The sequence below is a fragment of the Ruegeria sp. AA3 genome (assembly GCF_056542905.1).
This window is the reverse complement of the sequence record NZ_JBQGAQ010000017.1, coordinates 37619-61876: the sequence shown is the minus strand read 5'-3', so window position 1 is coordinate 61876 and position 24258 is coordinate 37619. Positions and strand designations below refer to the sequence as shown.

Below are 24258 nucleotides of genomic sequence, written 5' to 3'. Positions count from 1 at the left end.
CTTTTGAATTATGCGGCTTCAGCGTCGCTGCTGCCTAGGCTATGAAGCGATTGAGCAAGTTTGGCGATCTCGCGACGTAGCGGATTCTTGGCCGCTGAGTTGGCCAATGGTAGGCCGTGATCACCGCTTTGCATGACTGCCTTGCCACCATCAGGTAGAAGCAAGTCGATCGAAATGCCCAGGCTTTCGCCCATACGTTTGACCCGGCCTTTTCCGTTGAGGTCGGTGAATTTCGGTGCCCTGTTCATGGCAAACCGCAACTTGTTAAAAGGCAGTTCTTCAGCCTGCAAAGCCCGTTTCAGGCGCAACGCGTTCTGAGCCGATCGCATATCAAGTTCGATCAAAGCAAAATAGACATGCGCCGCCTGCAGCACCGTTTCAGACCAGTGAACCAGTGTTTTGGGCATGTCGATCACGACGTAGTCGAAGTGGCTGCGTGCTGTATCGATCACTCGCTGGATATCCTCAGGGTTGATAATATCCAGTGGAACCATATCGGACGGAGCGGTTAGGACCTGCAGCTTGTCTTCGAATGTTTGCAGGGCTTGCCCGAAGGATTCCTCGTCCATGGAATCAGTGTCCGAGAGCATTTCGAATACAGCTTCGTGGCGCGGAAGGTCCAAAAACGTAGAAACGCTGCCATATTGAAGATCCAGATCAATCAGGCACACTTTGGGTGCTTCCTTGGCTGAAACTGTAGCCAGTTCCCACGCAAGGTTTACGGCCATCGTCGTAGAGCCGACCCCGCCTGCGAGCCCCTGGACCACGAACAGCGCGCCCTCTTTCGACGCACCATTGGCCAGCGGCACTGCTGCGGCTTGTGGTGCTGTGACCGGGTCGGGCTTGTTCATCCGGTCAATTGCTTCCTGAAGTTCGTTTTCGGGAAGCGGGTAGGGGACAAACTCATCAGCACCCTTACGCAAAAGTTGATGCAGGGAAGCCGGAGTCACATCTTCTGCGATCAAAACAACCTTTATGCCCTTTTCCTTGGCACGCGTGATGATTTCACCCATCATGGTCAAGTTGTCTTCGTCATCACCATCCAGCGCCAGGGCAACAAACTGAAGCGATTCTGCTTCGGGCTGGCTAAAGAACGCGAGCGCCTCGGCAAACCCCAGATCCCCCCAGCGTTCTCCTAGCGCGGCTTCCATATCTTCGATCAACAGATCGAAATTCTGGACATCACGGCTAATCGTGCAGGCCAGAATGGCGTCGTTTTCATCTTGCGGCGTCGCGCTCGTCATAAACACAATCCTCGTCGAGAGGGCTGAGCAAACCTGATGAACGCGTGAAAGGTCAGTTCTAGCTTGCTGTCGCCCGATGCGGTCAATTTTGGCCGCAGGTCACCCTATTGTTCACAATGTTGCTTGGAAGTGGGGCGAGAATTGGGCGCAAAAGAACCAATTGTAGGGAAATGGGCGACAATGCCGCCCATTTCTTAGGTATTATTATTCACCGGAATCGCCTTCACCGATTTGGATGAAGCTGACCGGGGTCGCGCTTGAGATATACTCGCGGTAGATAACGTCAGCGTATTTCCCATCCAGGATATTCTTGTGACTATCAACAAATCCTGAAACCTCGGTAACCGTCCTACGGTTACGACGATCCCGATCCGGAGTCGCCACAAGAGGGCGGGATTTCCCAAACGAAACAACCGCTTCCAGTCGTGATCGTGAGATCCCTTGCCGCGTCAGGAATGCCACCGCCGCATTGGCACGGCGTTGCCCCAGACGGTTGTTATAAGCAGTTGAACCTACAGCGTCGGTGTGACCGTAAACACGGAACCGCGCTTCGGGGAACTGTTTGATCCATGCGGCTTGCTGCAGCAGAATCTTCTGCGCTGATGCATCCAGCTGTGCGCTATCAAACGCAAAGTTGATCTGCGTCGGAACCTCTGCGGCGAATCTTTGAGCCAGGATCTGGCCATACGTCAACTCGCCATTCATGACCTGAATGTTATTCAGCGTCGCGTTTCCGAAAGTGCCCTGATCGATTTCATACCCAGCTTCGCGAGTACAGCCAGCGACAGCAACCGAAAGGCCCAGTGTCAAGATCCACTTTTCCATTGGTCCTATCCTCCTATCAATCCAGAACATAGCCATAGGAGGCGCCAAAGTCCTGCTTGGCCACTTCCGATGCAGCACCGCTTCCGGCTCGTTCAGTCCGGGCGACTTTGCCATTCACGAACAGATCGAACTCGCTGGGTGGTTTGACCCGGTCAGTTGGCAGGGCAAGCGCCTCACCACGAGTGGGCGAAACCAGATGTGCGGTAACAATAATGATCAGCTCGCTTTGTTCGCGCTGATATTGAGCGCTGCGGAAAAGAGCACCCAGAACCGGCACATCACCCAACCACGGAACCTGACTGTTCAGATCTGTGAAGTCATCCTGGATCAAACCAGCAATTGCAAAGCTTTCACCATCATTCAACTCGATCGTCGTGCGTGTGGTACGCGAGATGAAGCTCGGGACGTTGTCGCCGTTGATCGTGAAATCGGAACTCTGATCGATTGACGATACGGATGCGCCCATTTCCAGATTGATGCGGTCGCCGTCCACGACACGAGGAACGAACAAGAGCTGAACGCCGAAGGCCCGATACTCGATCGCAACCACGCCGTCACCTTGCGGAACAGGGATCGGCACTTCGCCACCGGCCAAAAATTCAGCCTCTTGTCCAGATAGTGCCGAGAGGTTCGGTTCGGCCAAACTGCGGACTAAGCCTTTGGTTTCAAGCGCTTCCAGTAGCAGACGAACCTGCGTCGAGCCTGCGCCGAACCCAAACAAGATAGCACCCGTATTGGTTTGCACGAACGGGATGTTATTCGCCAACGCGTTGTTAAGTGCAGCTTGGTTGTTCAAGCTGTTGAAGCCGCCGGTCGCGTCTCCACCGCCAAAGCCCAGAGATGCCGACAGGTTCTTCGCTACCGAACGGTTCATTTCGGCGAATCGCACTTTCAGCATGACTTGCTGTACGCCACCAACATTCATCAAGTTCGATACACGCTCAGGCGCGTAGCGCTCGGCGAGTTCAAGAGCACGTGCCAGTCTTGCACTGCTTGATACCGTACCGGATAGAACAATACCGTCATTTGCGGTCCGTACTTCGATCGGCTCATTTGGTAGAATCTGACGCAGCCGCTCTTTGAACTCAGAGACATCTGGCGAAACGCGCACACGCACGTTTGTGATCAGATTCCCAGCGCCATCGAACATCGTCAGCGTGGTTATGCCGGGTGCGCGACCCAATACATATATTGTCCGGTCGGACAGGGTAGAAATGTCTGCAATGCCTGCGTTGGCAATGCTGATATCGGCAAAGGGTTGTTCACTCTCCACCACAATTGCGCGGTTAACAGGAACATCCAGCGATTCAGCTGTCCCCTTTTTCACCACGCGAAGATTTTGGGCCCACGCGGCATCGCCGATTGGGCTCACAACAAGCGACAACCCCAGCAGGGTTGCGCTGATCCAGGAACGTATTGTCATGTGACCTGCCTCTCCGATCACCACTCGATTTTTTTTATGGGTCTAATGCCCTATGATCTGAACCCTGCGCCAATTCCGGATTTATTGCAATAATCAATGGTTTCCGGAATTTTCCTTATGTGGGTTTCTCGCAACAACACCATGAAAAAGACCGCGCAAAATGCGCGGTCTGTGGGTCGTTAACGGTTTGAATTTTCGTTAGTTTGTACAGGGAATTGGTGTCTCGACAGTTTCGCCGCCACGACGGGTTCGGATTGTACAAACCTTCTTTTCAACCACTACTGGTGCGGGTGCTCGTTCTTGAATTCCCAATAGTGATTGCTGGTCTACTTCAACCACTTCGGCGACTTCATCATCCTGCGCGCCCACTAGCGCCAGAGACATTCGGCCGGTGTTTTGTGCCTGTGCCAAAGCCGCAATTTGTTGTGAGGTCGCCGCTACGGTTACAGTGCGGGCAATGGTGGTCCCTGTGACATCTGAACCCGCAATCTGGTCAACTGCGACCAGTTCAATATTTGTCAGAACCAGTCGGGTAATCTCGCCGCGTCCAGCATCAGTAGTACCGCGCAGCGATCCCGTCCAATAGACGTCCACTGTGTCACCAGGGCGCAAGAAGCCCGAAACGCCAGAGGCCACATCGACGCTGATTGCAAAGGCACGCATGCCCTTGGGCAACTGCGACCTCAAGCCCGCTGTTTCGCCCGGGTTGGTAACTTTGACTTCCATGATGGCTTCGTCTTTTTCCATTGCCCGAAGCACATATCGTTCGTTGTTCTTGATATCAGGAAACAATACTGCCGCATCAACGAAAGCGCCCTCGGGAATTGCTGATTCGGGCCACTGGACAACGCGGATATCGTCCTGGTTCAGCCGCTCGCCATACTTAAGAGACCGGTTGGAGACCAGAACTCCGACTGTTGGCACAACGCCAGCTTTAGCATTTGCCAGAGCTTCTTCACGCAGTTTTCGCTCCTGCGCAAGTTTAGCCTGATTCTCGGTAATATATTCGCGTGCCATATAGACAGCACCACCGGCCAGGGCGATCCCGATGATAAGAACAAGTCCAAAAACAGCTCGCATTTGTCCCTCGTCATGTTTCGTTCAAGTAAGTCTCGCGGCTAACTTTGTCGCGATGGTTCAGCGGCTACCCTAGGAGGTAATTGTGTCCAAAAATGGGACAATCCCCACATTTTTCGGAGCAGTATCAAGATCCGTCAAGGAAGCCAGTATATTGGTTTAGTCAAAACTAATTTGCTGGACCTGAATCGACGAGAGGGCTTGCCCGGTTTGCTCGTCGACACTTTGGATGCCTTCGTTCAGGAGCACGTACATCATCCCGGCAATGCCTACGATCGCGGCCGTTAGTACAACCCAATCTACTGTAACAGCGCCGTCTTCTTTGCTAAAAAAAATTTTGATTGTGCTAAACATTGTACGTTACCGAGGTAAGGAACTTTTGCAAAAGGGGCCACGTCTTTTGATAAGACATGGCCCCCACATTAGATACCAGAGTCTGGCAGCGATTAGTTGGTGTTCGGCGTCACAACAGTGATACCCGACAGCGCGCTATCGATGTTGCCGGCCAGTTCGCTGGCACCGCTCTGAACCTGATTGTATGCAATGGCTGCCAGAGCAACAACGGCTGCGGTCAGAACGACCCAGTCTACAGTTACGGCGCCGTCTTCGTCTTTGCGGAAGTTCTTGATGAACTTGATCATGTTACGTCCCTCCTAAAGGATCAAATAAGTAATTAACCTCGGCGTCTTCCAGAGCATTCTCTCTCAGTCCGCTCCCGATCGTCTCGGTATGGGTCTATGTTTGACCTTTGCGCGTGGCAGGAATTGGGCCAAACCAGTATTTTTTGGCTAAATGCTTAAGATTTTATTCGTAATTCTTGTAACATATTGATTATTAGTAGAAATTACTTCACCTTTTTTCGTGCATAGAGGATTGGGCGATGCAAAATAGCGGCAAATGAGGCGAAATTGCCCCATTTCGCTTTGTTTTTCTGGCGTTGCAGGCCGTTATAGGGTTCAAAATGCTTCAAAAGATAAGAAATCGAGGCAGGCAAATGTATTTCCGGGACGCAATCTTTTGCGCAGGTGCAGTCGCATTCCTATTGACGGGTGCAATTTCGGTATCCGCGACTGAGATCGAGCCGCGCGGGGTTTATAAGCGTATCAAAGCCCCCAAACCTGGCACGCGCCCGCGTGTGACCATTCAAATTACCCCAGAACAACACGCGGCGTCGCCTTCGGCACCCAGCACTGGGGCAAAGCTGGATGTGCCCGAAGTTACGACCCCTGCACCCGTTCCGCCGTCGAATCCTCCGAAGATCGCAGGAACGACCGAGCCGGTAGGGACCTATGAGGCTTTCTGGAGCCGAATCTCACCCGAACTGCAACAGGCAAGCGCAGGAAGGCTCGCAGAAGCTGTTCAGGCATTGTCTGCGACCGACGTAGCGGCCCCGCGCCTTCAAACGCTTCAGGATATCGCAGACGCGCGCGGCGTGGACATCCTGCGCTCGACTGTGGGCACAAATGTCTCGCCTGCGCTTGTGCTGGCGGTAATCTCGGTGGAGTCGGCCGGGAAAACACAAGCCGTTAGTTCCGCCGGCGCTCAGGGGTTGATGCAACTCATGCCAGCCACAGCCGAACGCTTCGGTGTCGAAGACAGCCTCAAACCGGAACAGAACATAGAAGGTGGGGTCAAATACCTTCACTGGTTGATGGAGGAATTCGATAACGACCCGATCCTCGTTCTCGCGGGTTATAATGCAGGCGAGGGGGCCGTGCATAAACACAGCGGTGTGCCACCTTATGCTGAAACCAGAGATTACGTGCCCAAGGTCCTTGCCGCGTTTCAGGTCGCAAGCGCGCTGTGCACGTCAGCACCGCAGTTCGTATCGGACCCCTGCGTCTTTCAGGCAGCCAATTAAGAAAAGGCCCGCGTCATTGCGGGCCTTTTGCTTTTTGGAGGAGCGATGTCAGTCGACAATCGTTGCCTGGGTCGCCGCCCTCATATCCGCATCGCTGACACCATCGGCAAGTTCAACGATCTTCAGGCCACCTTCGACCACATCGAGGACGCCCAGATTGGTGATGATCCGATCCACAACGCCCTGCCCGGTTAGTGGCAAAGTGCATTCCTTCAGCACTTTCGAATCACCATGCTTGTTGGTGTGGTCCATCACAACGATAACGCGGCCCACACCGGCCACCAGATCCATCGCTCCGCCCATGCCTTTGACCAGCTTGCCGGGAATCATCCAGTTGGCCAGATCGCCTTTCTCGTCGACTTCCATCGCACCCAGGATCGCAGCGGCAATCTTACCGCCACGGATCATGGCGAACGAAGTCGCGCTATCGAAGTATGAGGTGCGGGACAGTTCAGTGATCGTCTGCTTGCCTGCGTTTATCAGGTCGGCGTCTTCCTCGCCCTCAAACGGGAAGGGGCCCATGCCCAGCATGCCGTTTTCGGATTGCAGAGTGATATCCTTGTCGCCCACATAGTTCGCCACCAGCGTCGGAATGCCGATGCCGAGGTTCACATACATGCCGTCTTCCAGTTCTTCTGCCGCGCGTGCGGCCATCTGATTGCGATCCCAGGGCATTATGCGTCCTCCTTCTTGCGGGTGGTGCGCTGTTCAATGCGCTTTTCGTGGCTGCCTTGGATGATACGGTGCACATAGATGCCGGGCAGGTGGATGCAGTCAGGGTCTAGCGAGCCGCGCGGAACGATTTCTTCAACCTCTGCCACACAGATCTTACCGCAGGTCGCGGCTGGTACGTTGAAGTTGCGGGCGGTCTTGCGGAACACAAGGTTCCCAGTGTCATCGGCTTTCCACGCCTTAACGATCGCGAGGTCGGCGAAGATGCCTTCCTCCATGATATAGGTCTCGCCGTTGAAGTCCTTGTGCTCTTTGCCTTCCGCGATCACCGTTCCCACGCCCGTTTTGGTGTAGAACCCGGGGATGCCAGCACCACCGGCGCGCATTCGCTCGGCCAGTGTGCCTTGTGGGTTGAATTCAAGCTCTAGCTCACCGCTCAAATACTGTCGCATGAACTCCGCGTTTTCACCGACATATGAGCTGATCATTTTCTTGACCTGCTTGGTTTGCAGCAGGATGCCGATGCCGAAATCATCAACGCCTGCGTTGTTCGAAGCAAAGGTCAGGTCCTTCGCGCCCGACGCTTTGATCGCCTCAAGCAGCATCTCTGGGATACCGCACAGACCAAAGCCGCCCGCCGCGATCAACATGCCATCCGAGATCACCCCATCGAGCGCCTCTTCGGCATTGGCATAGATTTTCTTCATGGAAAACTCCCCCAATGACATGGTGTTGTGCCGAGTTGTGCCGCCACGTCACGGGGAAGTCAACGAATCCAAGGGGCAGGTGGTATTTCTACCTAACCTGCCTTTTTGGTGGTTTTCTTGGCAGCTGCTTTCTTCTTGGGCGCCGCCTTCTTCTTAGTACCCTTCTTGGCCGCACGCTCATTGACCAGTTCAATGGCCATTTCCTGCGTCACATCCTCGGGCTTTATGTCCTTGGGGATTGTCGCGTTGACCTTTTCCCATTTCACGTAAGGCCCGTAGCGCCCGTCCAGAATCTGCATCACGCCACCATCCGGATGTTCGCCCACTTCTTTCAGCGGTTTCGCGGCCTGTCCGCGCCGTCCCGGATTAGCCCGTTTTTCGGCCAGCATTTCGACCGCCCGGTTCATGCCGATTTCAAACACGTCATTTGGGTCTTTGACATTGACGTAGACGGGTTTGGCCTCCTCCGGCAGCTGGTGCATGATATATGGGCCAAACCGTCCAAAGTTTGAGCTGATCATGCCACCCTCGGGATGTTCGCCGATCTGGCGCGGCAAAGACAACAAAGTCAGCGCCTTTTCCAGATCCATGTCATCTTTGTTCCAGCCACGGGGCAGGGATGCACGCGGAGGTTTCTTGTTTTCGGGCGTGGGCTCTCCGCGCTGTACATAAGGGCCAAAGCGACCGGATTTCAGCCAGATTTCATCGCCCACATCTTCGCCCAGCAAACGTTCGTCACCTTCAGCACCTTCGCCAGCGATCGGACGGGTATAGGTACATTCCGGGTAGTTGCCGCAGCCCACGAATCCACCGGTACGCGACGTTTTGAGGTGCAACTGCCCCACGCCGCATTTCGGACAAACACGCGGATCGGATCCGTCTTCTCGCGGGGGATACAGCTGGGGCGCTAACGCCTCATCCAGCTTGTCCAGCACTTCTGATATGCGCAGTTCCGAAGTCTCACCAATTGCAGCCGAGAAATCTCGCCAGAACTTACCGAGCAGATCCTTGTAGTCACGGTCCCCAGCGCTGACGTCATCGAGCTCTTCTTCGAGGTTGGCCGTAAACTCATAGCCCACATACTGGCGGAAGAAGTTCAGCAGAAAGATCGTGACGATCCGCCCCTTTTCTTCGGGGATCAGGCGGTTCTTGTCTTTGCGTACATATTCCCGGTCCTGAATCGTGGTGACGATCGAAGCATAGGTCGATGGCCGTCCGATCCCCAGTTCTTCCATCCGCTTGACAAGCGTCGCCTCGGTATAGCGTGGCGGCGGTTGAGTGTGGTGTTGCAGAGCGAGCACGGCCTCGTTGTCGGACAGAATCGCGGCTTTGTCCGAGTCGCTGGTGGCCTTGATGAACTGATCCCGCAATGATGTCTTGGCAAAGCGCGCTGGATCGCCTTGCATGATCTGAGGCAGGCGCTTGTCATCGTCATCAACAACGTCATCTCGGCCTTCTTCATAGACACGCATGAAACCGTCAAACAAGACTACCTGACCGGTGGCGCGCAAGCCGACTTGGCCGTCATCACTGCCGATTTCGACTGTCGTGCGCTCCAGTCGTGCCGCAGCCATCTGACAGGCAATGGTGCGCTTCCAGATCAGGTCGTACAGTTTACGCTGATCTTCATCCGTCACTTTCAGCGCTTTGGCATCACGCGACATATCCGTCGGGCGGATACATTCGTGCGCTTCCTGTGCGTTCTTGGCCTTGTTCTTATACATGCGCGGGCTGTCCGGCACATATTCGGGGCCATATCGATCCGAGATGACATCACGCGTGGCGGCGACAGCTTCGGGCGCCATGTCGATACCGTCAGTCCGCATATAGGTAATGTAGCCCGCCTCATACAACCGTTGCGCCACCTGCATTGCATGGCGCGCGCCCATTCCAAATTTACGACTGGCTTCCTGCTGCAGGGTCGAGGTCATGAACGGGGCGCTTGGGTTGCGTGCAGCAGGCTTGGCCTCGACTGAGGTGACACTTAGCGCGCGGCTGGTGATGGCTTGCACCGCCAACTCGGCCTGCGTGGCGTTAGTCAGATCGTGTTTGTCGAGCTTTTTGCCGGCCAGAGTAACAAGACGGGCTTCATAGGTCTGGCTGCGTGGTGTTTCGAACAAGGCCCTTACGGACCAGTATTCAACAGGCTTGAATGCCTCAATCTCCATCTCGCGTTCGACGATCAGTCGCAGACAGACCGATTGTACGCGGCCAGCAGACTTTGCGCCCGGCAGTTTGCGCCATAAAACGGGCGATAGGTTGAAGCCCACCAGATAATCCAGCGCACGGCGGGCCAGATAGGCCTCGACCAGCGGCATATCGACCTCGCGCGGGTTCTGCATCGCCTCGGTCACGGCGTCTTTGGTGATCGCGTTGAACGTCACGCGGCTCACCGGTGTGTCTTTCTTGATCGAACGCCGCTTGGTCAGCGCCTCTTGCAGGTGCCAGCTGATCGCTTCGCCTTCGCGATCAGGGTCGGTCGCGAGGATCAGTGCGTTGTCTTCTTTCAGCGCGTCGGCAATGGCTTTGACATGCTTGCGGCTGTCATTGCCGACCTCCCATTTCATGGAAAATTCATGCTCGGGATCGACCGACCCATCCTTCGGCGGCAGGTCACGGACGTGGCCATATGAGGCCAAAACAGTGTAGTCGGGGCCAAGATACTTGTTGATCGTTTTCGCTTTGGCCGGAGATTCTACAACAACTACGGGCATTTAAGGGGAATCCTCGCTCGACGGATTTTGCGCTTTGTATGACCGTGCAAAATGTGTGGGGCAAGATCGAATTGTCAATGCGTTGGTTTTCCGCGCCCAAAGCCACTGATTTTCAAGCCGATTCTGGCAGTTTGCACCGTGTAATCAGTCGCTGGTCCCAAAATCTCAGCTTTTCGGATATTAGGCGCTAAGGGCCAAAAGCCCGCCCGGTTGCCGCTGAATCTTACCATCAAGCTCCAGATCGACCAGCACTGGGCCTATTTCGCCAGCGGATGCGTCGACATCCCGGATCAACTGGTCCTCGGCAATTGGAGATGGACCAAGGCAACTGAGAATCACGTCGTGTAGTGCGCGTGGGGCATTTTCGGATTGTGCGGTCTCCAGTCCGATAGGCGGGATTTGTTGGGGCAGTATCTGATGCTGCGGCGTCGGCAATGCGTCAATCACATCTTCAGCGGAGCGCACCAATGTCGCACCGTCCCGGATCAGCAGGTTGCACCCCGCCGCCCTTGCGTCGAACGGGTGCCCAGGGACGGCCAGAACTTCTCGTCCCTGGTCTAGCGCGTCTCGTGCGGTGATCAGGCTGCCTGATTTGGCTGCAGCTTCGACCACGACAACAGCCTGTGCCAGACCTGAAATAATGCGATTGCGGCGCGGGAAATGCCGGGCCTGTGGCGTAGTGCCCATCGGTTGCTCGGACAGGCGCAGGCCGGTTTTTGCGATGTCGCGCGCCAGATCAGAATTCTCGGCTGGATAAATCACATCGACCCCACCAGCCATCACCGCCACAGTTCCTGTCTCCAAAGTGGCAATATGGGCCGAAGTATCAATACCGCGGGCCAGTCCCGAGACGACGATGTAGTCTTCTTTACCCAACTCAGAGGCCAACGCCCGTGCCATGCGGGCACCCAGTGAAGAACAGTTCCGTGCCCCGACCATAGCGATCGCCTGTCGATTCAGAATAGTCGGATCACCAATCGCCCATAACATTGGAGGTGCGTCAGAAATGTCGATCAGCGCATCGGGATAGTCAGCGGCCCCAAGGCACAAAAGCCGCGCTTCGGCTGCTTTTGCGGCCTTGAGCTCCGCCTCGATCACGCCGGGGGGGCAGATTTCGTACCCTTCAATTCCGGCTGCGCGCGCCATTTCCGGCAGCGCGGCCAGCGCATTCTGCGCCGAGCCATGTTCGCGCAACAGGCGCCGAAACGTCGCCGGTCCAACTTTGCGCGAACGCAACAGACGGAGCCACGAAAACCGGTCCTCTTCCGTGGTGGGTGGGAGTGGGGGGTGATTGGAAGAAAGCTGCTCTTCGGTCATCCGATGCTCCGCCTGATTGCAAAACTGGTTTACGGTGCAGCGGGTTAACAGCCTGTAAATCTTGGATAATTAGAACTGAATTATTCGGATTTTGAAATTAGATGTCACGCTATACATATGAAAATAAAGCAAAAATTTGCATGAATTTTTTTGCGCAAGTTACCGTTGATCGGCAACTTCTTCAACCGATGAGGCGCAGCGTTAACCCTGCGCCTCATTCCTCGCACTGAATTCCGACTCAAGCAGCAGAGCCGCCAACCGTAAGTCCGTCCATCAGTACGGTTGGTTGCCCCACTCCCACCGGCACCCATTGCCCGTCCTTGCCGCAGGTGCCCATGCCCGGATCAAGCGCCATATCGTTCCCCAGGCCTCGAATACGCTTTAGCGCCGAGGGACCGTCACCAATGAGTGTCGCGCCTTTGACCGGAGCACCGATCTTACCATTCTCGACGCGATAGGCCTCGGTGCAGGAAAAGACGAACTTGCCATTGGTGATATCAACCTGACCGCCGCCAAAACCGACGGCCCAGATGCCGTCCTTGATGTCTGATACCAGTGAGGCTGGATCTGAATCACCGCCCAACATGATCGTATTGGTCATACGAGGCATGGGTTTGTGGGCATAGCTCTGTCGCCGCCCGTTGCCGGTGGATGAAACCCCCATCAGACGTGCGTTTTGGCGGTCCTGCATATATCCAGTCAGTATACCGTCTTCGATCAGGACCGTGCGCGAACTGGGGGTACCTTCGTCATCCACCGAAATCGAGCCGCGACGGTCCGCTATCGTGCCGTCATCAACGACGGTCACGCCTTTTGAGGCGATCTGCTGTCCCATCAGCCCGGCGAAGGCCGAGCTGCCCTTGCGGTTGAAATCGCCTTCCAGACCGTGTCCAATGGCCTCGTGCAACAGAATTCCGGGCCAACCGGGGCCCAATGCGACCTCCATCACGCCCGCCGGGGCCGGTATGGCATCCAGATTGACCAGTGCTATCCGCAGAGCTTCGCGCGTTTTATCTTGCCAATCGGCAGGATCAATCAGCCCATCCAGACCCACGCGCCCACCGCCCCCGGCTGAGCCGCTTTCGCGCCGTCCGTTGTGTTCTACAATGACCGAGACGTTCAGGCGGGTCATCGGGCGCACATCGCGCACCTGCACGCCGTCGGGGCGCAGAATCTCGATCTCCTGCACTGCGGCGGCAATCGTCGCGCTCACTTGCACGACCCGAGGGTCCAGATCGCGGGCAAAGGCGTCAATCTCGCGCAGAGTCTCGATCTTGACCGGAAAACTGGCGGATTCGATCGGGTCCTCATCAGTATAAAGCCGTGTGTTGGTGGCCTGTGGCGGTCCGGCCAGCGTCCCACCACCATCACCGACTGCCAGCCGTGCGGTTTCGGCGGCTCGTCTAAGTGAGGGAATCGAAACATCCGTCGAGTGTGCGTATCCCGCAACTTCGCCCTGCACTGCACGCAGGCCGAATCCCTCGGATGCATCGTAGGAAGCCGTCCGCAGACGACCGTCATCGAACACCAGTGACTCAGACTTTCGCCGCTCGACAAACAGCTCTCCGTCCTCCGCGCCATTGGTTGCGGCCAGCAGCACAGCAAGCGCCTCGTCCTTCGGAAGAACGCTTTCAAAGGGGCGAAATGGGGCCTGAGACATAGGTTGCGACCTTTCGGGTTTGATCCAGATCAAAAATAGCGTCTGTTTGACGCAAGCATTTTGCTTTATCTACCCGACGGAATATGGTTTTTAACGCGGCCAAAGACAACGGGAGAGGTGCGACCGATTCACACCTTTTCGCCAGAGACGCAAAGATCAAACGATCAGGACAGAAAATGAAGAATGCTTTGATGCTTTCCGGGCTTGCAACAGCCCTCTCCAGCCTTCCCGCCATGGCTCAGGAGCTTGAGATTATTGGCAAGCCGGTGGCAGGCGGCGTTGGTTTCCAGCCTGCGACCACCAGTCTTGCCGAAGGAATTCAGAGTCTCGACAATATGATTCTGGTGATCATCACGGTCATCTGCCTGTTTGTCGCCGGTCTGCTGCTCTACTGCATCGTGCGATACAATCGGCGTGCGAATCCTGAGCCTGCGCGGTTTTCCCACTATACCCCGGTTGAGATTGCGTGGACCCTTGGGCCAATCCTAATTCTGGTTTTCATTGGTGCATTCTCGCTGCCGGTTCTGTTCAAGCAACAAGAGATCCCAGAGGGCGACATCACCATCAAGGTCGTGGGTAACCAGTGGTACTGGACTTACGAATATGTCGATCACGATTTCGCATTCGACAGCTACTTGCTGGGCCACCCGGCCACTTTGGATGAGGGCGCGCGCCCTGCGGATGCAGATGTAACGCCATTTGTGCTGGATGACGCGATGCGCGCCAAGCTGGCCGATGCGGGCTACAGCCAGGATGAGTGGCTGCTCGCGACGGACACGGCGGTAGTTGTTCCAGTTGGTAAGATCATTGTCATGCAGGTTACTGCGTCTGACGTGATCCATTCGTGGACCATCCCGTCATTCGGCGTAAAGCAGGACGGCGTACCAGGTCGTTTGGCCGAACTGTGGTTCCAGGCTGATAAGGAAGGCGTCTATTTCGGCCAGTGCTCGGAACTGTGCGGCAAAGACCATGCCTATATGCCGATCACCGTCAAAGTGGTCAGCGAAGAGGCATATGAGCAGTGGCTGCAGGGCGCTCTGGAAGAGTATGCAGGTAAGCCTGTTTCCTATCAGGTGGCCTCGAACTAAGCCGACTAAGGCCTAGGTAAACATGTGCGGGCTGCGCGGGTTTCGCGCAGCTTTTGCCCCGAAAAGGACCAAAGATGAGCGACACAAGCTTCAATGCCAGCACCGTTTCCGCGCAGACCCGCGCGGACGAGGCCAGCTTTGGCGATTATTTTGCCCTGCTGAAGCCACGCGTGATGTCGCTGGTGGTGTTTACGGCTTTGGTTGGATTGCTTGCGGCCCCGGTTCCAGTACATCCGTTTGTAGGATTCTGCGCCATCCTGTTTATCGCGATCGGCGGTGGTGCGTCTGGCGCGCTGAACATGTGGTGGGACGCGGATATCGACCGCGTGATGAAGCGCACCAAAGGCCGCCCGATCCCGTCCGGCAAGGTCGAGGAAGGCGAGGCATTGGCATTGGGACTGGCTCTGTCTGGCCTGTCCGTCATCATGCTGGGTCTGGCAACCAACTGGTTCGCCGGCACGTTTCTGGCCTTTACCATCTTCTTCTATGTCGTCGTCTACACGATGTGGCTAAAGCGTTCGACACCGCAGAATATCGTGATCGGTGGTGCCGCAGGGGCGTTCCCGCCGGTGATCGGATGGGTCGCGGCCACAGGTTCGATGACGCTTGAGCCGTGGTTGATGTTCGCCCTGACCTTTATGTGGACGCCGCCGCATTTCTGGGCATTGGCGCTGTTTATGCGCTCGGACTATGACGACGCAGGCGTGCCGATGCTGACCGTTACGCACGGCCGCCGCGCCACACGCTGGCACATTCTGGTCTATACCGCACTGCTTGCGGTGCTGGCGGTGGGCACCGCGTTCTCGGATATCGGAGGCCCGATCTATCTGGTGGTCGCACTGGTTCTGAACGGCTTGTTCCTGCGGGGCGCCTGGCAGATTTCCCGCCGAAACGAAGACGATTCCGAAGCCGACAATTTCAAGGTCGAGCGCAGCTTCTTCAAGCTGTCGTTGCTGTATCTCTTCCTGCATTTTGGCGCGATTCTGGCTGAGGCGCTGCTGAAACCTTATGGGCTGGGAGGCTGGTCATGAGCCTGCGCAAAAGCCATGAGCTGCATCAGCGTCGGTTCAGCCGCAATCTGGGCGTGGGCCTAACACTGGCCGCGTTCATCGTGATCATCTTTGGACTGACGATCGTGAAGGTCTCGGGCACTGATTTCAACATGGCACCACAAGAGGTGCAGAACTGATGGCGTTGACCGGTCCTCAGAAAACCGTTGCACAAACGGTTGGTGTGGTTGTCCTGATGGGCAGCCTCGCTTGGGCAGCTGTGCCGTTTTATGACTGGTTTTGCCGGGTCACCGGCTTTGGTGGGACCACCGGCGTGGCCGAAGTGGCACCAGACGAGATTCTGGACCGCACCGTCACCGTGCGTTTTGACGCGTCAAAAGCCAAAGACATGGCCTGGGAATTCAAGCCGGTCGAGCGCGAGATGGAAGTCCGCATTGGTGAGACCGGGTTGGCCTTCTACGAAGCCTATAACCCAACTGATCGCCCGATTGCGGGACAGGCGTCATACAATGTCGCCCCGTATTCTGCCGGTGGGTATTTCCAGAAGATTGCCTGTTTCTGCTTTGAAGAGCAGGTTCTGCAACCCGGAGAGCGGGTTGAGATGCCGGTGACTTTCTTCGTCGATCCAGAGATGGTCGAAGATTTAGAAGCCAAGTATGTGCATACGATCACTCTGTCGTATACATTCTACGAAATTGACCTGCCCGAGGGCTATGCCGCCCTTGACGTGCAGGCTGAGACAAACAAGAACTAACGCCTGTAGGTGAGGGACGCTGATGGCACACGCAAAAGACCATGATTATCACATTCTGAACCCGTCGATCTGGCCATTGATCGGCGCGGTATCTGGCTTTGTGATGCTATTCGGGGCTGTTCTGTGGATGCACGGGATTACCCCGTGGATCTTCTGGATGGGACTGATCGGTGTTCTTTACACCATGTTCGCATGGTGGTCCGAAGTGGTGGTCGAAAGCCGTCAGGGCGACCATACGCCGGTTGTGCGTATCGGTCTGCGCTATGGCTTCATCCTGTTCGTGATGTCCGAAGTGATGTTCTTCTTTGCCTGGTTCTGGTCGTTCTTCAAGCATCGCATGTACCCGATGTACGACTATGCTGGCACCGAGTACATCCAGCCCGACATTCACGCGGTTGACCCGTTCCACCTACCGCTGATCAACACTCTGGTGCTGCTGCTGTCGGGTTGTGCGATCACTTGGGCACACCATGCTCTGGTGCATGACAATGACCGCAAGGCACTGATCAATGGCCTGGCCATTGGCATCGTTCTGGGTATCGCGTTTACTGCATTGCAGGGCTTTGAGTACTACGAGCTGCTGGCCCACGAAGGCTGGAAGTTTGGCGATGACCAGTTCTACTCGAACTTCTTCATGGCAACTGGTTTCCACGGTTTCCACGTCATCATCGGAACTATCTTCCTGTCGGTCTGCTTGATCCGCGCCCTGAAAGGCGATTTTACGCCTGAGAAACACGTCGGGTTCGAAGCGGCTGCCTGGTACTGGCACTTCGTTGACGTCGTCTGGCTGTTCCTGTTCTTCGCCGTTTACATCTGGGGTCAAGCTCCGTTGATGTGACGCCGGTCAGGTGATCCAATTGCAAAAGCCGCCCCAAGGGGCGGCTTTTTCTCTATAAGATGCGCAAGATTGCGCCCCATACAATTGCGTGGTTGCAATTAGACCAACACGCGCCGTAACAAGACGCCGATTTCTGCAACAAGGTTTGGCCCCGCCATGCGCCCCATTCTGTTTCTGCTGATTTTCGGCCTCGCGGGTTTGGGCGTGCTGACATCGCTCGGCGTGTGGCAAATGCAGCGTCTGGCTTGGAAACAGGGCATTTTGGCCGAGATCGAAGCGCGCATTGCGGCTGATGCGGTTGATCTCCCCGAGACCGTCATGGAAGCAGATGACAAGTATCTTCCTGTCACACTCTTCGGAGATATGAAGCCAGAGGAAATCCACGTTCTGGTCTCGGTCAAGCAGGTTGGGGCTGGGTACCGGATCATTCAGCCCTTCAGCACCGCTGGTCGCACTATTCTTGTGGATCGGGGCTTTGTACCGACGACCGCCAAGCAGGCCGATCGTGTGACTGGCCCGATGGAGGTCTCAGGCAATCTGCACTGGCCTGATGAAATCGACAGCTACACGCCCGTGCCAGATATCGATGGCAACATCTGGTTTGCGCGTGACGTGCCCACTTTGGCAGCGGCGCTAGCTACAGAGCCTGTGCTGTTGATCGCCCGGTCCAAAACGGACCCTGACATAACACCTCTTCCGGTGGACACGGCGGGTATCCCGAACGACCACCTTCAATATGCAATCACATGGTTTGGTTTGGCTCTGGTTTGGGCCGCAATGACCGGATACTTCCTTTGGCGCAACCGCGCCCCTTCTGAGAGAGAAGAGCAATGAGATATATCTCGACCCGTGGCCAAGCGCCGGAACTAAGCTTTGAAGAAGCGATGCTGACCGGGCTGGCACGTGATGGTGGCCTGTACCTTCCCGCCGAGATCCCTGTGATGTCGCAGGACAAAATTGCTGAGTTGGCGGGTTTGCCCTACGAAGAAATCGCATTCCGCGTCATGTGGCCCTACGTCAACGAGTCATTCGCTGAGGATGAGTTCAAGGCGATCATCGCCCGCGCTTACGATGGTTTTGGACACGACGCCCGCGCGCCGTTGAAGCAGCTGAACGAGAACCATTTTCTGCTGGAGCTGTTTCACGGACCCACGCTGGCCTTCAAAGATTTCGCCATGCAGCTAATCGGCCAGCTGTTTCAGGTAGCGCTGAAACGGCGCGGTGATCGCGTAACTATCGTCGGTGCGACAAGCGGCGATACTGGTTCAGCTGCCATTGAGGCGTTTCGAGGGCTGGACGCGGTGGATGTGTTCATCCTGTTCCCGCATGGCCGTGTTTCGGAAGTGCAGCGTCGTCAGATGACGACGCCCGCCGATAGTAATGTGCACGCGCTGGCTGTGGATGGGGACTTTGACGATTGCCAGGCCGCGCTGAAGGATATGTTCAACGATTTCGACTTCCGTGACAGCGTGAAACTGGCGGGGGTAAACTCGATCAACTTCGCGCGTGTTCTGGCACAGATCGTGTACTATTTCTCGGCAGCTGTCAGTGTGGGCGCGCCGCATCGCAAGGTCAGCTTTTCCGTGCCGACTGGCAACTTTGGCGACATCTTCGCAGGCTATCTGGCCAAGCGTATGGGATTGCCCATCGACCGTCTGGTCGTGGCAACCAACCAGAACGACATTCTGCATCGCTGTCTGTCGGGCGAGGGGTATTTCAAGGGTGACACGATCCCTTCGATCAGCCCGTCGATGGATATTCAGGTCAGTTCCAACTTTGAGCGCGCACTGTACTTTGCCTATGGTGAGGATGGTGGTGCCGTTGCGCAATTGATGGATGAACTGAAGAACGGTGGCTTCAACGTCAGCCAAGGCGCGATGGAAACGCTACGGGAAAGCTTCGACTCGGGTCGTGTATCTGAGGATGAGACACTGGCCACAATCAAACATACTCTAACCCGCAGCGCCGAACTGGTTTGTCCGCACACTGCCGTTGGTATTAAGGTCGCGGAAGAACATCGCTCTGCCGACGTTCCGATGATCACTCTGGCCACCGCACACCCCGCGAAATTCCCGGCAGCGGTTGAGAAGGCAAGCGGCGAACATCCGCCTCTTCCATCCCGCATGTCTGATCTGTATGAACGTCCGGAACGGGTGACACGGATTGCCAACGATCTGGGTGCCCTTGAGGATCATATCAGAAGGCATATCGCTGAGTGACTGTCAGACAAGACCAACTGAAGAACGGCTTTCGTATCGTCAGTGAACATATGCCGGGGTTGCAATCAGCGGCCATCGGCATCTGGGTAACCGCCGGTGGGCGGCATGAGCGGATCGAACAGAACGGCATCGCGCATTTCCTTGAGCATATGGCGTTCAAGGGAACCGAGCGGCGATCCGCGCTGCAAATCGCCGAGGCGATCGAGGATGTGGGCGGATATATAAACGCCTACACATCGCGAGAAGTTACGGCCTATTACGCGCGTGTTTTGAAGGACGATGTGACGCTGGCGATGGACGTGATCGGCGACATCGTTCTGAACCCAGTGTTTGATCCGCGCGAGATCGAGGTCGAGCGTGGTGTAATCCTGCAGGAAATCGGTCAGGCTTATGACACGCCCGATGATGTTATCTTCGATTGGCTGCAAGAGCAGAGCTATCACGACCAGCCTCTGGGCCGGACCATTCTGGGGCCGACCGAGCGGGTCAGCGCATTCTCGCGTGAGGACCTTTCAGGATTTGTATCCGAGCATTACGGGCCGGAACAAATGATCCTGTCCGCTGCGGGCGCTGTGGATCATGACGCCCTGATGAAGATGGCGGAAGAAATGTTCGGCCATCTGCAGCCGCGCAAAGGTCTGACCCCTGAAATTGCCCGCTTTACCGGTGGTGAGGCACGGCAGGAAAAAGATCTGGAACAGGCCCATTTCGCGCTGGCCCTGGAGAGCCCAGGCTATCGCGATGATGCGATCTATACCGCACAGATTTATTCGACGGCTTTGGGCGGCGGCATGTCTTCGCGCCTGTTTCAGGAAGTGCGCGAAACGCGTGGTCTCTGCTACACGATATTTGCACAGACGGGCGCCTATGCCGACACCGGCACGACCACGATCTATGCGGGCACCTCCGCCGATCAAGTTGCCGAACTGGCCACGATCACCATCGACGAGATGAAGCGCGCCGCCGGCGATATGAATGACGAAGAAGTGGCCCGTGCCCGCGCACAGATGAAGGCCGGAATGCTGATGGGGCTGGAAAGCCCCTCGAACCGGGCCGAACGTCTGGCGCGTCTGGTGCAGATTTGGGGGCGGGTACCCTCGCTCGAGGATACGGTCGCCAAGATCGATGCCGTCAGTACCGAGGATGTACGCGCCTTTGCTGAACAGATGGCCATGCAGGCCCCGGCGGCGCTGGCGCTGTACGGGCCGGTTTCGGGTGCGCCAACGCTGGCTGAGCTACAGGAGAGGCGTGCGGCGTGATGCTACTGGGCAGACGCAAGCTGAAACTCGAAACCGAGCGGCTGAGCCTGCGCCCGCCTGTCCATTCCGATTTCAATGATTGGGCGGCACTGCGTCGCGCGTCAAAAGAATACCTGACTCCGTGGGAGCCGGTCTGGGCGAAGGATCACCTGAGTCGCAAATCATTTACCAACCGGGTCTACTGGGCACAGCGCTCGGTTGCCGGCGGTACGGCGATTCCGCTATTTCTGTTTCGCCGTACGGATAATGTCCTGCTGGGGGCCATCACGCTGGATAATATCCGCCGTGGCCCAGCGCAGGCCGGAACGCTGGGATACTGGACCGGGCAATCCTTTGCCCGTCAGGGCTTCATGCGCGAAGCGATTGGAGCGGTGGTTCATCACGCTTTTACCCGTCTGGACCTCAGCCGGATCGAAGCCGCCTGTTTGCCGGAAAACAAGGCCTCGCGCGGGTTACTGGAAAGCTCGGGCTTCAAATATGAAGGCGTGGCGCAGTCCTATCTGCAGATCAACGGGCGGTGGCGGACCCATGTTCTGTATGCGTCTTTGCGGTCTGATCGGCGCGGGAAGACCGACGTAGGTTAGGGGGCGCTGCCCCGTCGCGGCGGGCCGCGACTCTCCCTGGAGTATTTTGGACCAGATGGACAAGGGGCATGACTTGCGGGCGTTCTGCGCTACACTCGGGGTATGTGGCGGGTTGTTGCGGTATTGATGATGATCTCGGGCGGGGCTGTGGCGCAGGAGCGGCGGCCTAGTCACTGTATCGCTATTGCAGAGGCAGCGCCGGGGATTGAATATCTTCACAAAGCGGCCTGGCAGGATCCCGTGCCAGAGTTTTCGGTTCGGATCAGCTATGTCGCGCATGCATCGTTTTTGATCCAGACACAGGGTGGATTGAACGCGGTGACTGATTTCACCGGCTTTATCGGCGGCGCAGCGCTGATTCCAGACGTAGTCACGATGAACCATGCGCACAGCACCCACTGGACCGCCCATCCCGATCCGGCCATCCCGTACGTCCTGCCTGGCTGGGGTGAGTTCGGGCAGGGCATTGAACATCATCTCGATCTGGGAGAGCTGCTTGTGCGTAATGTGTCGACCGATATTCGATCGGCCTACAGTGGGGTGGAAGAGCGCGGGAACTCGATCTTTGTGTTCGAAGTAGAGGGGTTGTGCATCGGTCATCTGGGACATCTGCATCACATACCCTCGGACGAACAATTCGCGGCATTGGGTCGGCTTGATGTGGTCATGGCCGCAGTGGATGGTGGGACGACCATGCCTCTGCCCGAAATGATCCAAGTTCTGAAGCGGCTGAAAAGCTCGATCATTATTCCAATGCACTGGTTCTCGGACTTCTCACTTGAGCGATTTCTAGTGGATATACGCGAGGATTTTCCGGTTGAACGAGATGGAGTTTCGGAACTCATCGTCTCATTGCGGACTTTGCCAGACCGACCGACGGTCGTCGTGTTGGAACCCCAGTATCTGATTGAGCAGGAATAGGGCTTGCCGCTGCCGTTGGCCTTTGGCAGGGAGTGGGTATGACTCTGTACCCCGCCGATGACCGCTTTGCCGAAGCAGTACGCGCCCAGCTGGGCGATGATGTACTGAGGCCCGTTTCCGAACGCTATCTTGAAGAGCCACGTCAGCGGTTTGTGGGGCAGGGCGGGTTGCTGGCCTTGCCTAAGACCGTAGAAGAGGTATCGGCCCTGGTCCGGTTGGCTGCTGACGCGTGCGTGCCCGTTGTTCCATATGGCGGCGGCACCGGTCTGGTGGGTGGGCAGGTTGCGCCGGATGGCCCTACGCCGTTGATCATCTCGCTAGAGCGGATGTCAGCAATCCGTGCGATCTACCCGACCGAAAACATTCTCGTTGCTGAAGCGGGTGCCATTCTGGCTGATGTACAGGCGGCAGCCGAGGATGCCGAACGGTTGTTTCCTCTGTCGCTGGCGGCACAGGGGTCTTGTCGGATCGGGGGCAATCTGGCCACCAATGCCGGCGGCGTGAATGTGCTGCGCTATGGTAATGCACGCGATCTATGTTTGGGGCTTGAGGTGGTATTGCCAAGCGGTGATATCTGGCATGGGCTTAGTCGTTTGCGCAAAGACAACACCGGTTATGATCTGCGCAACCTGATGATCGGGTCCGAAGGGACGCTGGGGATCATCACGGCGGCGGCACTGAAGCTGTTCCCGCAACCCAAAGGGGTCGGAACGGCGATGTTAGAGGTTGCCTCGCCTGAGGCAGCAATTGATCTGTTATCATTGGCGCGGGATCAGGTGGGCGAGGCGATCAGCACGTTTGAGCTAATCCACAGGCAAGGGCTGCAGTTTCTGACCGAGGTTCTGCCAGATATTCGGCAACCCTTTGCGAAGCCACCGGAATGGAGCGTCCTGATCGAGTTGGGCCTGTCCGCTGGGCAAGATCCTTCGGACATGCTCGAGGCAATCTATGTGGCGGCCGAAGAACGCGGTCTGGTGGGGGATGCCGTCATTGCTCAGAGCGAGGCTCAAAGAGCCGAGTTGTGGGCAGTGCGCGAGCAGATTCCCGAGGCCAACCGCTTGGTTGGGTCTGTCTCAAGTCATGATATCTCGGTTCCGATCTCCCGAATCCCCGAATTTATTCAGCGCGGCGCGCGTGTGGTTGCCAAACAGGGACCGTTCCGGGTGAATTGCTTTGGCCATTTGGGTGATGGGAACCTGCACTACAACGTGTTTCCACCTGCCGGTCACGACAAGGCCGAGTTTGATGCACAACGCAGTGCCGTCAAACGTGCCGTGCATGATCTGGTACATGAATTTGAAGGATCGGTAAGTGCGGAACATGGTGTTGGTAGGCTCAAGACTGACGATCTTGAAGACTATGGCGATCCGGTAAGATTGCAGGCCATGCGTGCCATCAAGATGGCGCTTGATCCAAAGGGGATCATGAACCCCGGTGCGGTTCTTAAAAACTAAGCGCGACCCGGTCGACTACCGGGCCGCGCCACAAGTTCATGACGCAGGCAGAATAACTTTGTCGATCACATGGATCACGCCGTTCTCGGCCTCAATATCGGCTTGCACCACGTTGGCATCATTCACCATGACGCCATTGTCCAGATCGATAGTAATATCCCCGCCTTGTACGGTTGCGGCGGTCATGTCATCGGACAAATCACCCGACATCACTTTGCCAGGCACAACATGATAGGTAAGGATCGCGACAAGTTGGTCTTTGTTTTCCGGCTTTAGCAGATTTTCTACCGTGCCTTCGGGCAGCGCTGCAAACGCCTCATCCGTGGGCGCGAACACAGTGAACGGCCCGTCACCCTTTAACGTTTCAACCAGTTCGGCGGCCTGTACCGCAGCGACGAGCGTTGCGAAGCTGCCCGCACCCACTGCAGTATCGACGATATCTTTAGAGTGCCCATCTGCCAGGACAGAAGTCGTCAACAGAAGACTTGCAACTCCAGCAACAGCGAATTTGCGAAACATGACGTGATTTCCCTTGTTGAAAATGCCTCAGGTGGCATCATTCGGGGTACGCAGTATGTTCACAAACAGATCAGAGATATAAAGCGCCGCAGTTTCTTGAAATTCGCCTTAC

The 24258-nt window shown here is 56.3% G+C and carries 24 protein-coding genes; 12 read left to right on the top strand and 12 right to left on the bottom strand.

From position 1 onward, the window contains the following. Positions 1 to 8 precede the first annotated feature (8 nt). The 6 genes from ACR0JR_RS20835 to ACR0JR_RS20810 all read right to left on the bottom strand — a co-directional run bounded on the left by ACR0JR_RS20835 (position 9) and on the right by ACR0JR_RS20810 (position 5210). Positions 9 to 1244, bottom strand: coding sequence for an AAA family ATPase (locus ACR0JR_RS20835; protein ID WP_170541618.1), 1236 nt, complete (start codon positions 1242 to 1244; stop codon positions 9 to 11). 204 nt (positions 1245 to 1448) lie between these two features. Then, the gene (locus ACR0JR_RS20830) at positions 1449 to 2069 is read right to left on the bottom strand and encodes an OmpA family protein (protein ID WP_170541615.1); all 621 of its coding nucleotides are present in this window, start codon (positions 2067 to 2069) and stop codon (positions 1449 to 1451) included. Between the two features lie 16 nt (positions 2070 to 2085). Then, positions 2086 to 3492, bottom strand: a complete 1407-nt coding sequence (locus tag ACR0JR_RS20825) for a type II and III secretion system protein family protein (RefSeq protein ID WP_170772781.1) — start codon at positions 3490 to 3492, stop codon at positions 2086 to 2088. 198 nt (positions 3493 to 3690) lie between these two features. Further along, the gene (gene cpaB, locus ACR0JR_RS20820) at positions 3691 to 4572 is read right to left on the bottom strand and encodes a Flp pilus assembly protein CpaB (RefSeq protein WP_170779333.1); all 882 of its coding nucleotides are present in this window, start codon (positions 4570 to 4572) and stop codon (positions 3691 to 3693) included. Positions 4573 to 4728: 156 nt separating this feature from the next. Continuing rightward, entirely contained in the window at positions 4729 to 4923 is a 195-nt protein-coding gene (locus ACR0JR_RS20815) for a hypothetical protein (RefSeq protein WP_170779336.1), read from the bottom strand. Positions 4924 to 5015: 92 nt separating this feature from the next. Further along, on the bottom strand, positions 5016 to 5210 hold the full coding sequence (locus ACR0JR_RS20810) for a hypothetical protein (protein ID WP_170779339.1): 195 nt from the start codon (positions 5208 to 5210) through the stop codon (positions 5016 to 5018). Between the two features lie 353 nt (positions 5211 to 5563). Here ACR0JR_RS20810 and ACR0JR_RS20805 point away from each other — a divergent pair, with 353 nt between their 5' ends. Beyond that, the gene (locus ACR0JR_RS20805) at positions 5564 to 6430 is read left to right on the top strand and encodes a lytic transglycosylase domain-containing protein (RefSeq protein WP_319545162.1); all 867 of its coding nucleotides are present in this window, start codon (positions 5564 to 5566) and stop codon (positions 6428 to 6430) included. A gap of 48 nt (positions 6431 to 6478) precedes the next feature. On the opposite strand, the gene ACR0JR_RS20800 is transcribed toward ACR0JR_RS20805, so the two are convergent. The 5 genes from ACR0JR_RS20800 to tldD all read right to left on the bottom strand — a co-directional run bounded on the left by ACR0JR_RS20800 (position 6479) and on the right by tldD (position 13500). After that, a complete protein-coding gene (locus ACR0JR_RS20800) occupies positions 6479 to 7105 on the bottom strand; it encodes a 3-oxoacid CoA-transferase subunit B (RefSeq protein WP_010441664.1) in 627 nt (208 codons plus the stop codon). Beyond that, positions 7105 to 7809, bottom strand: a complete 705-nt coding sequence (locus tag ACR0JR_RS20795; RefSeq protein ID WP_170779343.1) for a CoA transferase subunit A — start codon at positions 7807 to 7809, stop codon at positions 7105 to 7107. Before ACR0JR_RS20795 ends, ACR0JR_RS20800 begins: the two co-directional genes overlap by 1 nt. A gap of 92 nt (positions 7810 to 7901) precedes the next feature. Then, positions 7902 to 10523, bottom strand: a complete 2622-nt coding sequence (gene topA / locus ACR0JR_RS20790; RefSeq protein WP_480457897.1) for a type I DNA topoisomerase — start codon at positions 10521 to 10523, stop codon at positions 7902 to 7904. A gap of 180 nt (positions 10524 to 10703) precedes the next feature. After that, the gene (dprA, locus tag ACR0JR_RS20785; protein ID WP_480457895.1) at positions 10704 to 11840 is read right to left on the bottom strand and encodes a DNA-processing protein DprA; all 1137 of its coding nucleotides are present in this window, start codon (positions 11838 to 11840) and stop codon (positions 10704 to 10706) included. Positions 11841 to 12078: 238 nt separating this feature from the next. After that, positions 12079 to 13500 carry a metalloprotease TldD gene (gene tldD / locus ACR0JR_RS20780; RefSeq protein ID WP_480457894.1) on the bottom strand — a complete coding sequence of 474 codons (1422 nt, stop codon included), beginning with the start codon at positions 13498 to 13500 and terminating at the stop codon, positions 12079 to 12081. Positions 13501 to 13676: 176 nt separating this feature from the next. On the opposite strand from tldD, the gene coxB reads away from it, so the two are divergent. The 11 genes from coxB (at position 13677) to ACR0JR_RS20725 (ending at position 23627) form a co-directional block, all read left to right on the top strand. Continuing rightward, the gene (coxB, locus tag ACR0JR_RS20775; RefSeq protein WP_170772762.1) at positions 13677 to 14588 is read left to right on the top strand and encodes a cytochrome c oxidase subunit II; all 912 of its coding nucleotides are present in this window, start codon (positions 13677 to 13679) and stop codon (positions 14586 to 14588) included. Positions 14589 to 14662: 74 nt separating this feature from the next. Further along, complete coding sequence (gene cyoE / locus ACR0JR_RS20770) at positions 14663 to 15619, top strand: heme o synthase (protein WP_480457892.1); 957 nt, start codon at positions 14663 to 14665, stop codon at positions 15617 to 15619. Then, on the top strand, positions 15616 to 15777 hold the full coding sequence (locus ACR0JR_RS20765) for a hypothetical protein (RefSeq protein WP_010441671.1): 162 nt from the start codon (positions 15616 to 15618) through the stop codon (positions 15775 to 15777). Before cyoE ends, ACR0JR_RS20765 begins: the two co-directional genes overlap by 4 nt. Beyond that, positions 15777 to 16352: a cytochrome c oxidase assembly protein gene (locus ACR0JR_RS20760; RefSeq protein ID WP_170541589.1), complete on the top strand. Its 576-nt coding sequence runs from the start codon at positions 15777 to 15779 to the stop codon at positions 16350 to 16352. The genes ACR0JR_RS20765 and ACR0JR_RS20760 overlap by 1 nt, the downstream gene beginning before the upstream one ends. A gap of 22 nt (positions 16353 to 16374) precedes the next feature. Continuing rightward, positions 16375 to 17190 (top strand): cytochrome c oxidase subunit 3, encoded by an 816-nt coding sequence (locus ACR0JR_RS20755; protein ID WP_010441673.1) that lies wholly within the window; start codon positions 16375 to 16377, stop codon positions 17188 to 17190. 156 nt (positions 17191 to 17346) lie between these two features. Next, positions 17347 to 18024 carry an SURF1 family protein gene (locus tag ACR0JR_RS20750; protein ID WP_480457890.1) on the top strand — a complete coding sequence of 226 codons (678 nt, stop codon included), beginning with the start codon at positions 17347 to 17349 and terminating at the stop codon, positions 18022 to 18024. Then, positions 18021 to 19409 carry a threonine synthase gene (gene thrC, locus ACR0JR_RS20745; RefSeq protein ID WP_480457889.1) on the top strand — a complete coding sequence of 463 codons (1389 nt, stop codon included), beginning with the start codon at positions 18021 to 18023 and terminating at the stop codon, positions 19407 to 19409. The genes ACR0JR_RS20750 and thrC overlap by 4 nt, the downstream gene beginning before the upstream one ends. Then, entirely contained in the window at positions 19406 to 20668 is a 1263-nt protein-coding gene (locus tag ACR0JR_RS20740) for a M16 family metallopeptidase (RefSeq protein WP_480457887.1), read from the top strand. The genes thrC and ACR0JR_RS20740 overlap by 4 nt, the downstream gene beginning before the upstream one ends. Continuing rightward, positions 20668 to 21252 (top strand): GNAT family N-acetyltransferase, encoded by a 585-nt coding sequence (locus ACR0JR_RS20735; RefSeq protein ID WP_010441677.1) that lies wholly within the window; start codon positions 20668 to 20670, stop codon positions 21250 to 21252. The genes ACR0JR_RS20740 and ACR0JR_RS20735 overlap by 1 nt, the downstream gene beginning before the upstream one ends. Before the next feature lie 102 nt (positions 21253 to 21354). Then, positions 21355 to 22173, top strand: coding sequence for an MBL fold metallo-hydrolase (locus ACR0JR_RS20730; RefSeq protein WP_480457885.1), 819 nt, complete (start codon positions 21355 to 21357; stop codon positions 22171 to 22173). Between the two features lie 38 nt (positions 22174 to 22211). After that, positions 22212 to 23627 (top strand): FAD-binding oxidoreductase, encoded by a 1416-nt coding sequence (locus ACR0JR_RS20725; protein WP_480457883.1) that lies wholly within the window; start codon positions 22212 to 22214, stop codon positions 23625 to 23627. A gap of 36 nt (positions 23628 to 23663) precedes the next feature. On the opposite strand, the gene ACR0JR_RS20720 is transcribed toward ACR0JR_RS20725, so the two are convergent. Next, positions 23664 to 24146 carry a fasciclin domain-containing protein gene (locus ACR0JR_RS20720; RefSeq protein WP_010441680.1) on the bottom strand — a complete coding sequence of 161 codons (483 nt, stop codon included), beginning with the start codon at positions 24144 to 24146 and terminating at the stop codon, positions 23664 to 23666. Between the last annotated feature and the right edge of the window lie 112 nt (positions 24147 to 24258).

Excerpts from the sequence above, each read along its gene's own strand:
- ACR0JR_RS20815 (WP_170779336.1), bottom strand. The coding sequence starts at position 4,923 with ATGTTTAGCACAATCAAAATTTTTTTTAGCAAAGAAGACGGCGCTGTT.
- ACR0JR_RS20795 (WP_170779343.1), bottom strand. The coding sequence starts at position 7,809 with ATGAAGAAAATCTATGCCAATGCCGAAGAGGCGCTCGATGGGGTGATC.
- ACR0JR_RS20750 (WP_480457890.1), top strand. The coding sequence starts at position 17,347 with ATGCGCCCCATTCTGTTTCTGCTGATTTTCGGCCTCGCGGGTTTGGGC.
- ACR0JR_RS20735 (WP_010441677.1), top strand. The coding sequence starts at position 20,668 with ATGCTACTGGGCAGACGCAAGCTGAAACTCGAAACCGAGCGGCTGAGC.
- ACR0JR_RS20725 (WP_480457883.1), top strand. The coding sequence starts at position 22,212 with ATGACTCTGTACCCCGCCGATGACCGCTTTGCCGAAGCAGTACGCGCC.
- coxB (WP_170772762.1), top strand. The coding sequence starts at position 13,677 with ATGAAGAATGCTTTGATGCTTTCCGGGCTTGCAACAGCCCTCTCCAGC.
- cyoE (WP_480457892.1), top strand. The coding sequence starts at position 14,663 with ATGAGCGACACAAGCTTCAATGCCAGCACCGTTTCCGCGCAGACCCGC.
- thrC (WP_480457889.1), top strand. The coding sequence starts at position 18,021 with ATGAGATATATCTCGACCCGTGGCCAAGCGCCGGAACTAAGCTTTGAA.
- ACR0JR_RS20835 (WP_170541618.1), bottom strand. The coding sequence starts at position 1,244 with ATGACGAGCGCGACGCCGCAAGATGAAAACGACGCCATTCTGGCCTGC.
- ACR0JR_RS20830 (WP_170541615.1), bottom strand. The coding sequence starts at position 2,069 with ATGGAAAAGTGGATCTTGACACTGGGCCTTTCGGTTGCTGTCGCTGGC.
- ACR0JR_RS20755 (WP_010441673.1), top strand. The coding sequence starts at position 16,375 with ATGGCACACGCAAAAGACCATGATTATCACATTCTGAACCCGTCGATC.
- ACR0JR_RS20810 (WP_170779339.1), bottom strand. The coding sequence starts at position 5,210 with ATGATCAAGTTCATCAAGAACTTCCGCAAAGACGAAGACGGCGCCGTA.
- cpaB (WP_170779333.1), bottom strand. The coding sequence starts at position 4,572 with ATGCGAGCTGTTTTTGGACTTGTTCTTATCATCGGGATCGCCCTGGCC.
- ACR0JR_RS20760 (WP_170541589.1), top strand. The coding sequence starts at position 15,777 with ATGGCGTTGACCGGTCCTCAGAAAACCGTTGCACAAACGGTTGGTGTG.
- ACR0JR_RS20800 (WP_010441664.1), bottom strand. The coding sequence starts at position 7,105 with ATGCCCTGGGATCGCAATCAGATGGCCGCACGCGCGGCAGAAGAACTG.
- ACR0JR_RS20765 (WP_010441671.1), top strand. The coding sequence starts at position 15,616 with ATGAGCCTGCGCAAAAGCCATGAGCTGCATCAGCGTCGGTTCAGCCGC.
- topA (WP_480457897.1), bottom strand. The coding sequence starts at position 10,523 with ATGCCCGTAGTTGTTGTAGAATCTCCGGCCAAAGCGAAAACGATCAAC.
- dprA (WP_480457895.1), bottom strand. The coding sequence starts at position 11,840 with ATGACCGAAGAGCAGCTTTCTTCCAATCACCCCCCACTCCCACCCACC.
- ACR0JR_RS20825 (WP_170772781.1), bottom strand. The coding sequence starts at position 3,492 with ATGACAATACGTTCCTGGATCAGCGCAACCCTGCTGGGGTTGTCGCTT.
- tldD (WP_480457894.1), bottom strand. The coding sequence starts at position 13,500 with ATGTCTCAGGCCCCATTTCGCCCCTTTGAAAGCGTTCTTCCGAAGGAC.
- ACR0JR_RS20720 (WP_010441680.1), bottom strand. The coding sequence starts at position 24,146 with ATGTTTCGCAAATTCGCTGTTGCTGGAGTTGCAAGTCTTCTGTTGACG.
- ACR0JR_RS20730 (WP_480457885.1), top strand. The coding sequence starts at position 21,355 with ATGTGGCGGGTTGTTGCGGTATTGATGATGATCTCGGGCGGGGCTGTG.
- ACR0JR_RS20805 (WP_319545162.1), top strand. The coding sequence starts at position 5,564 with ATGTATTTCCGGGACGCAATCTTTTGCGCAGGTGCAGTCGCATTCCTA.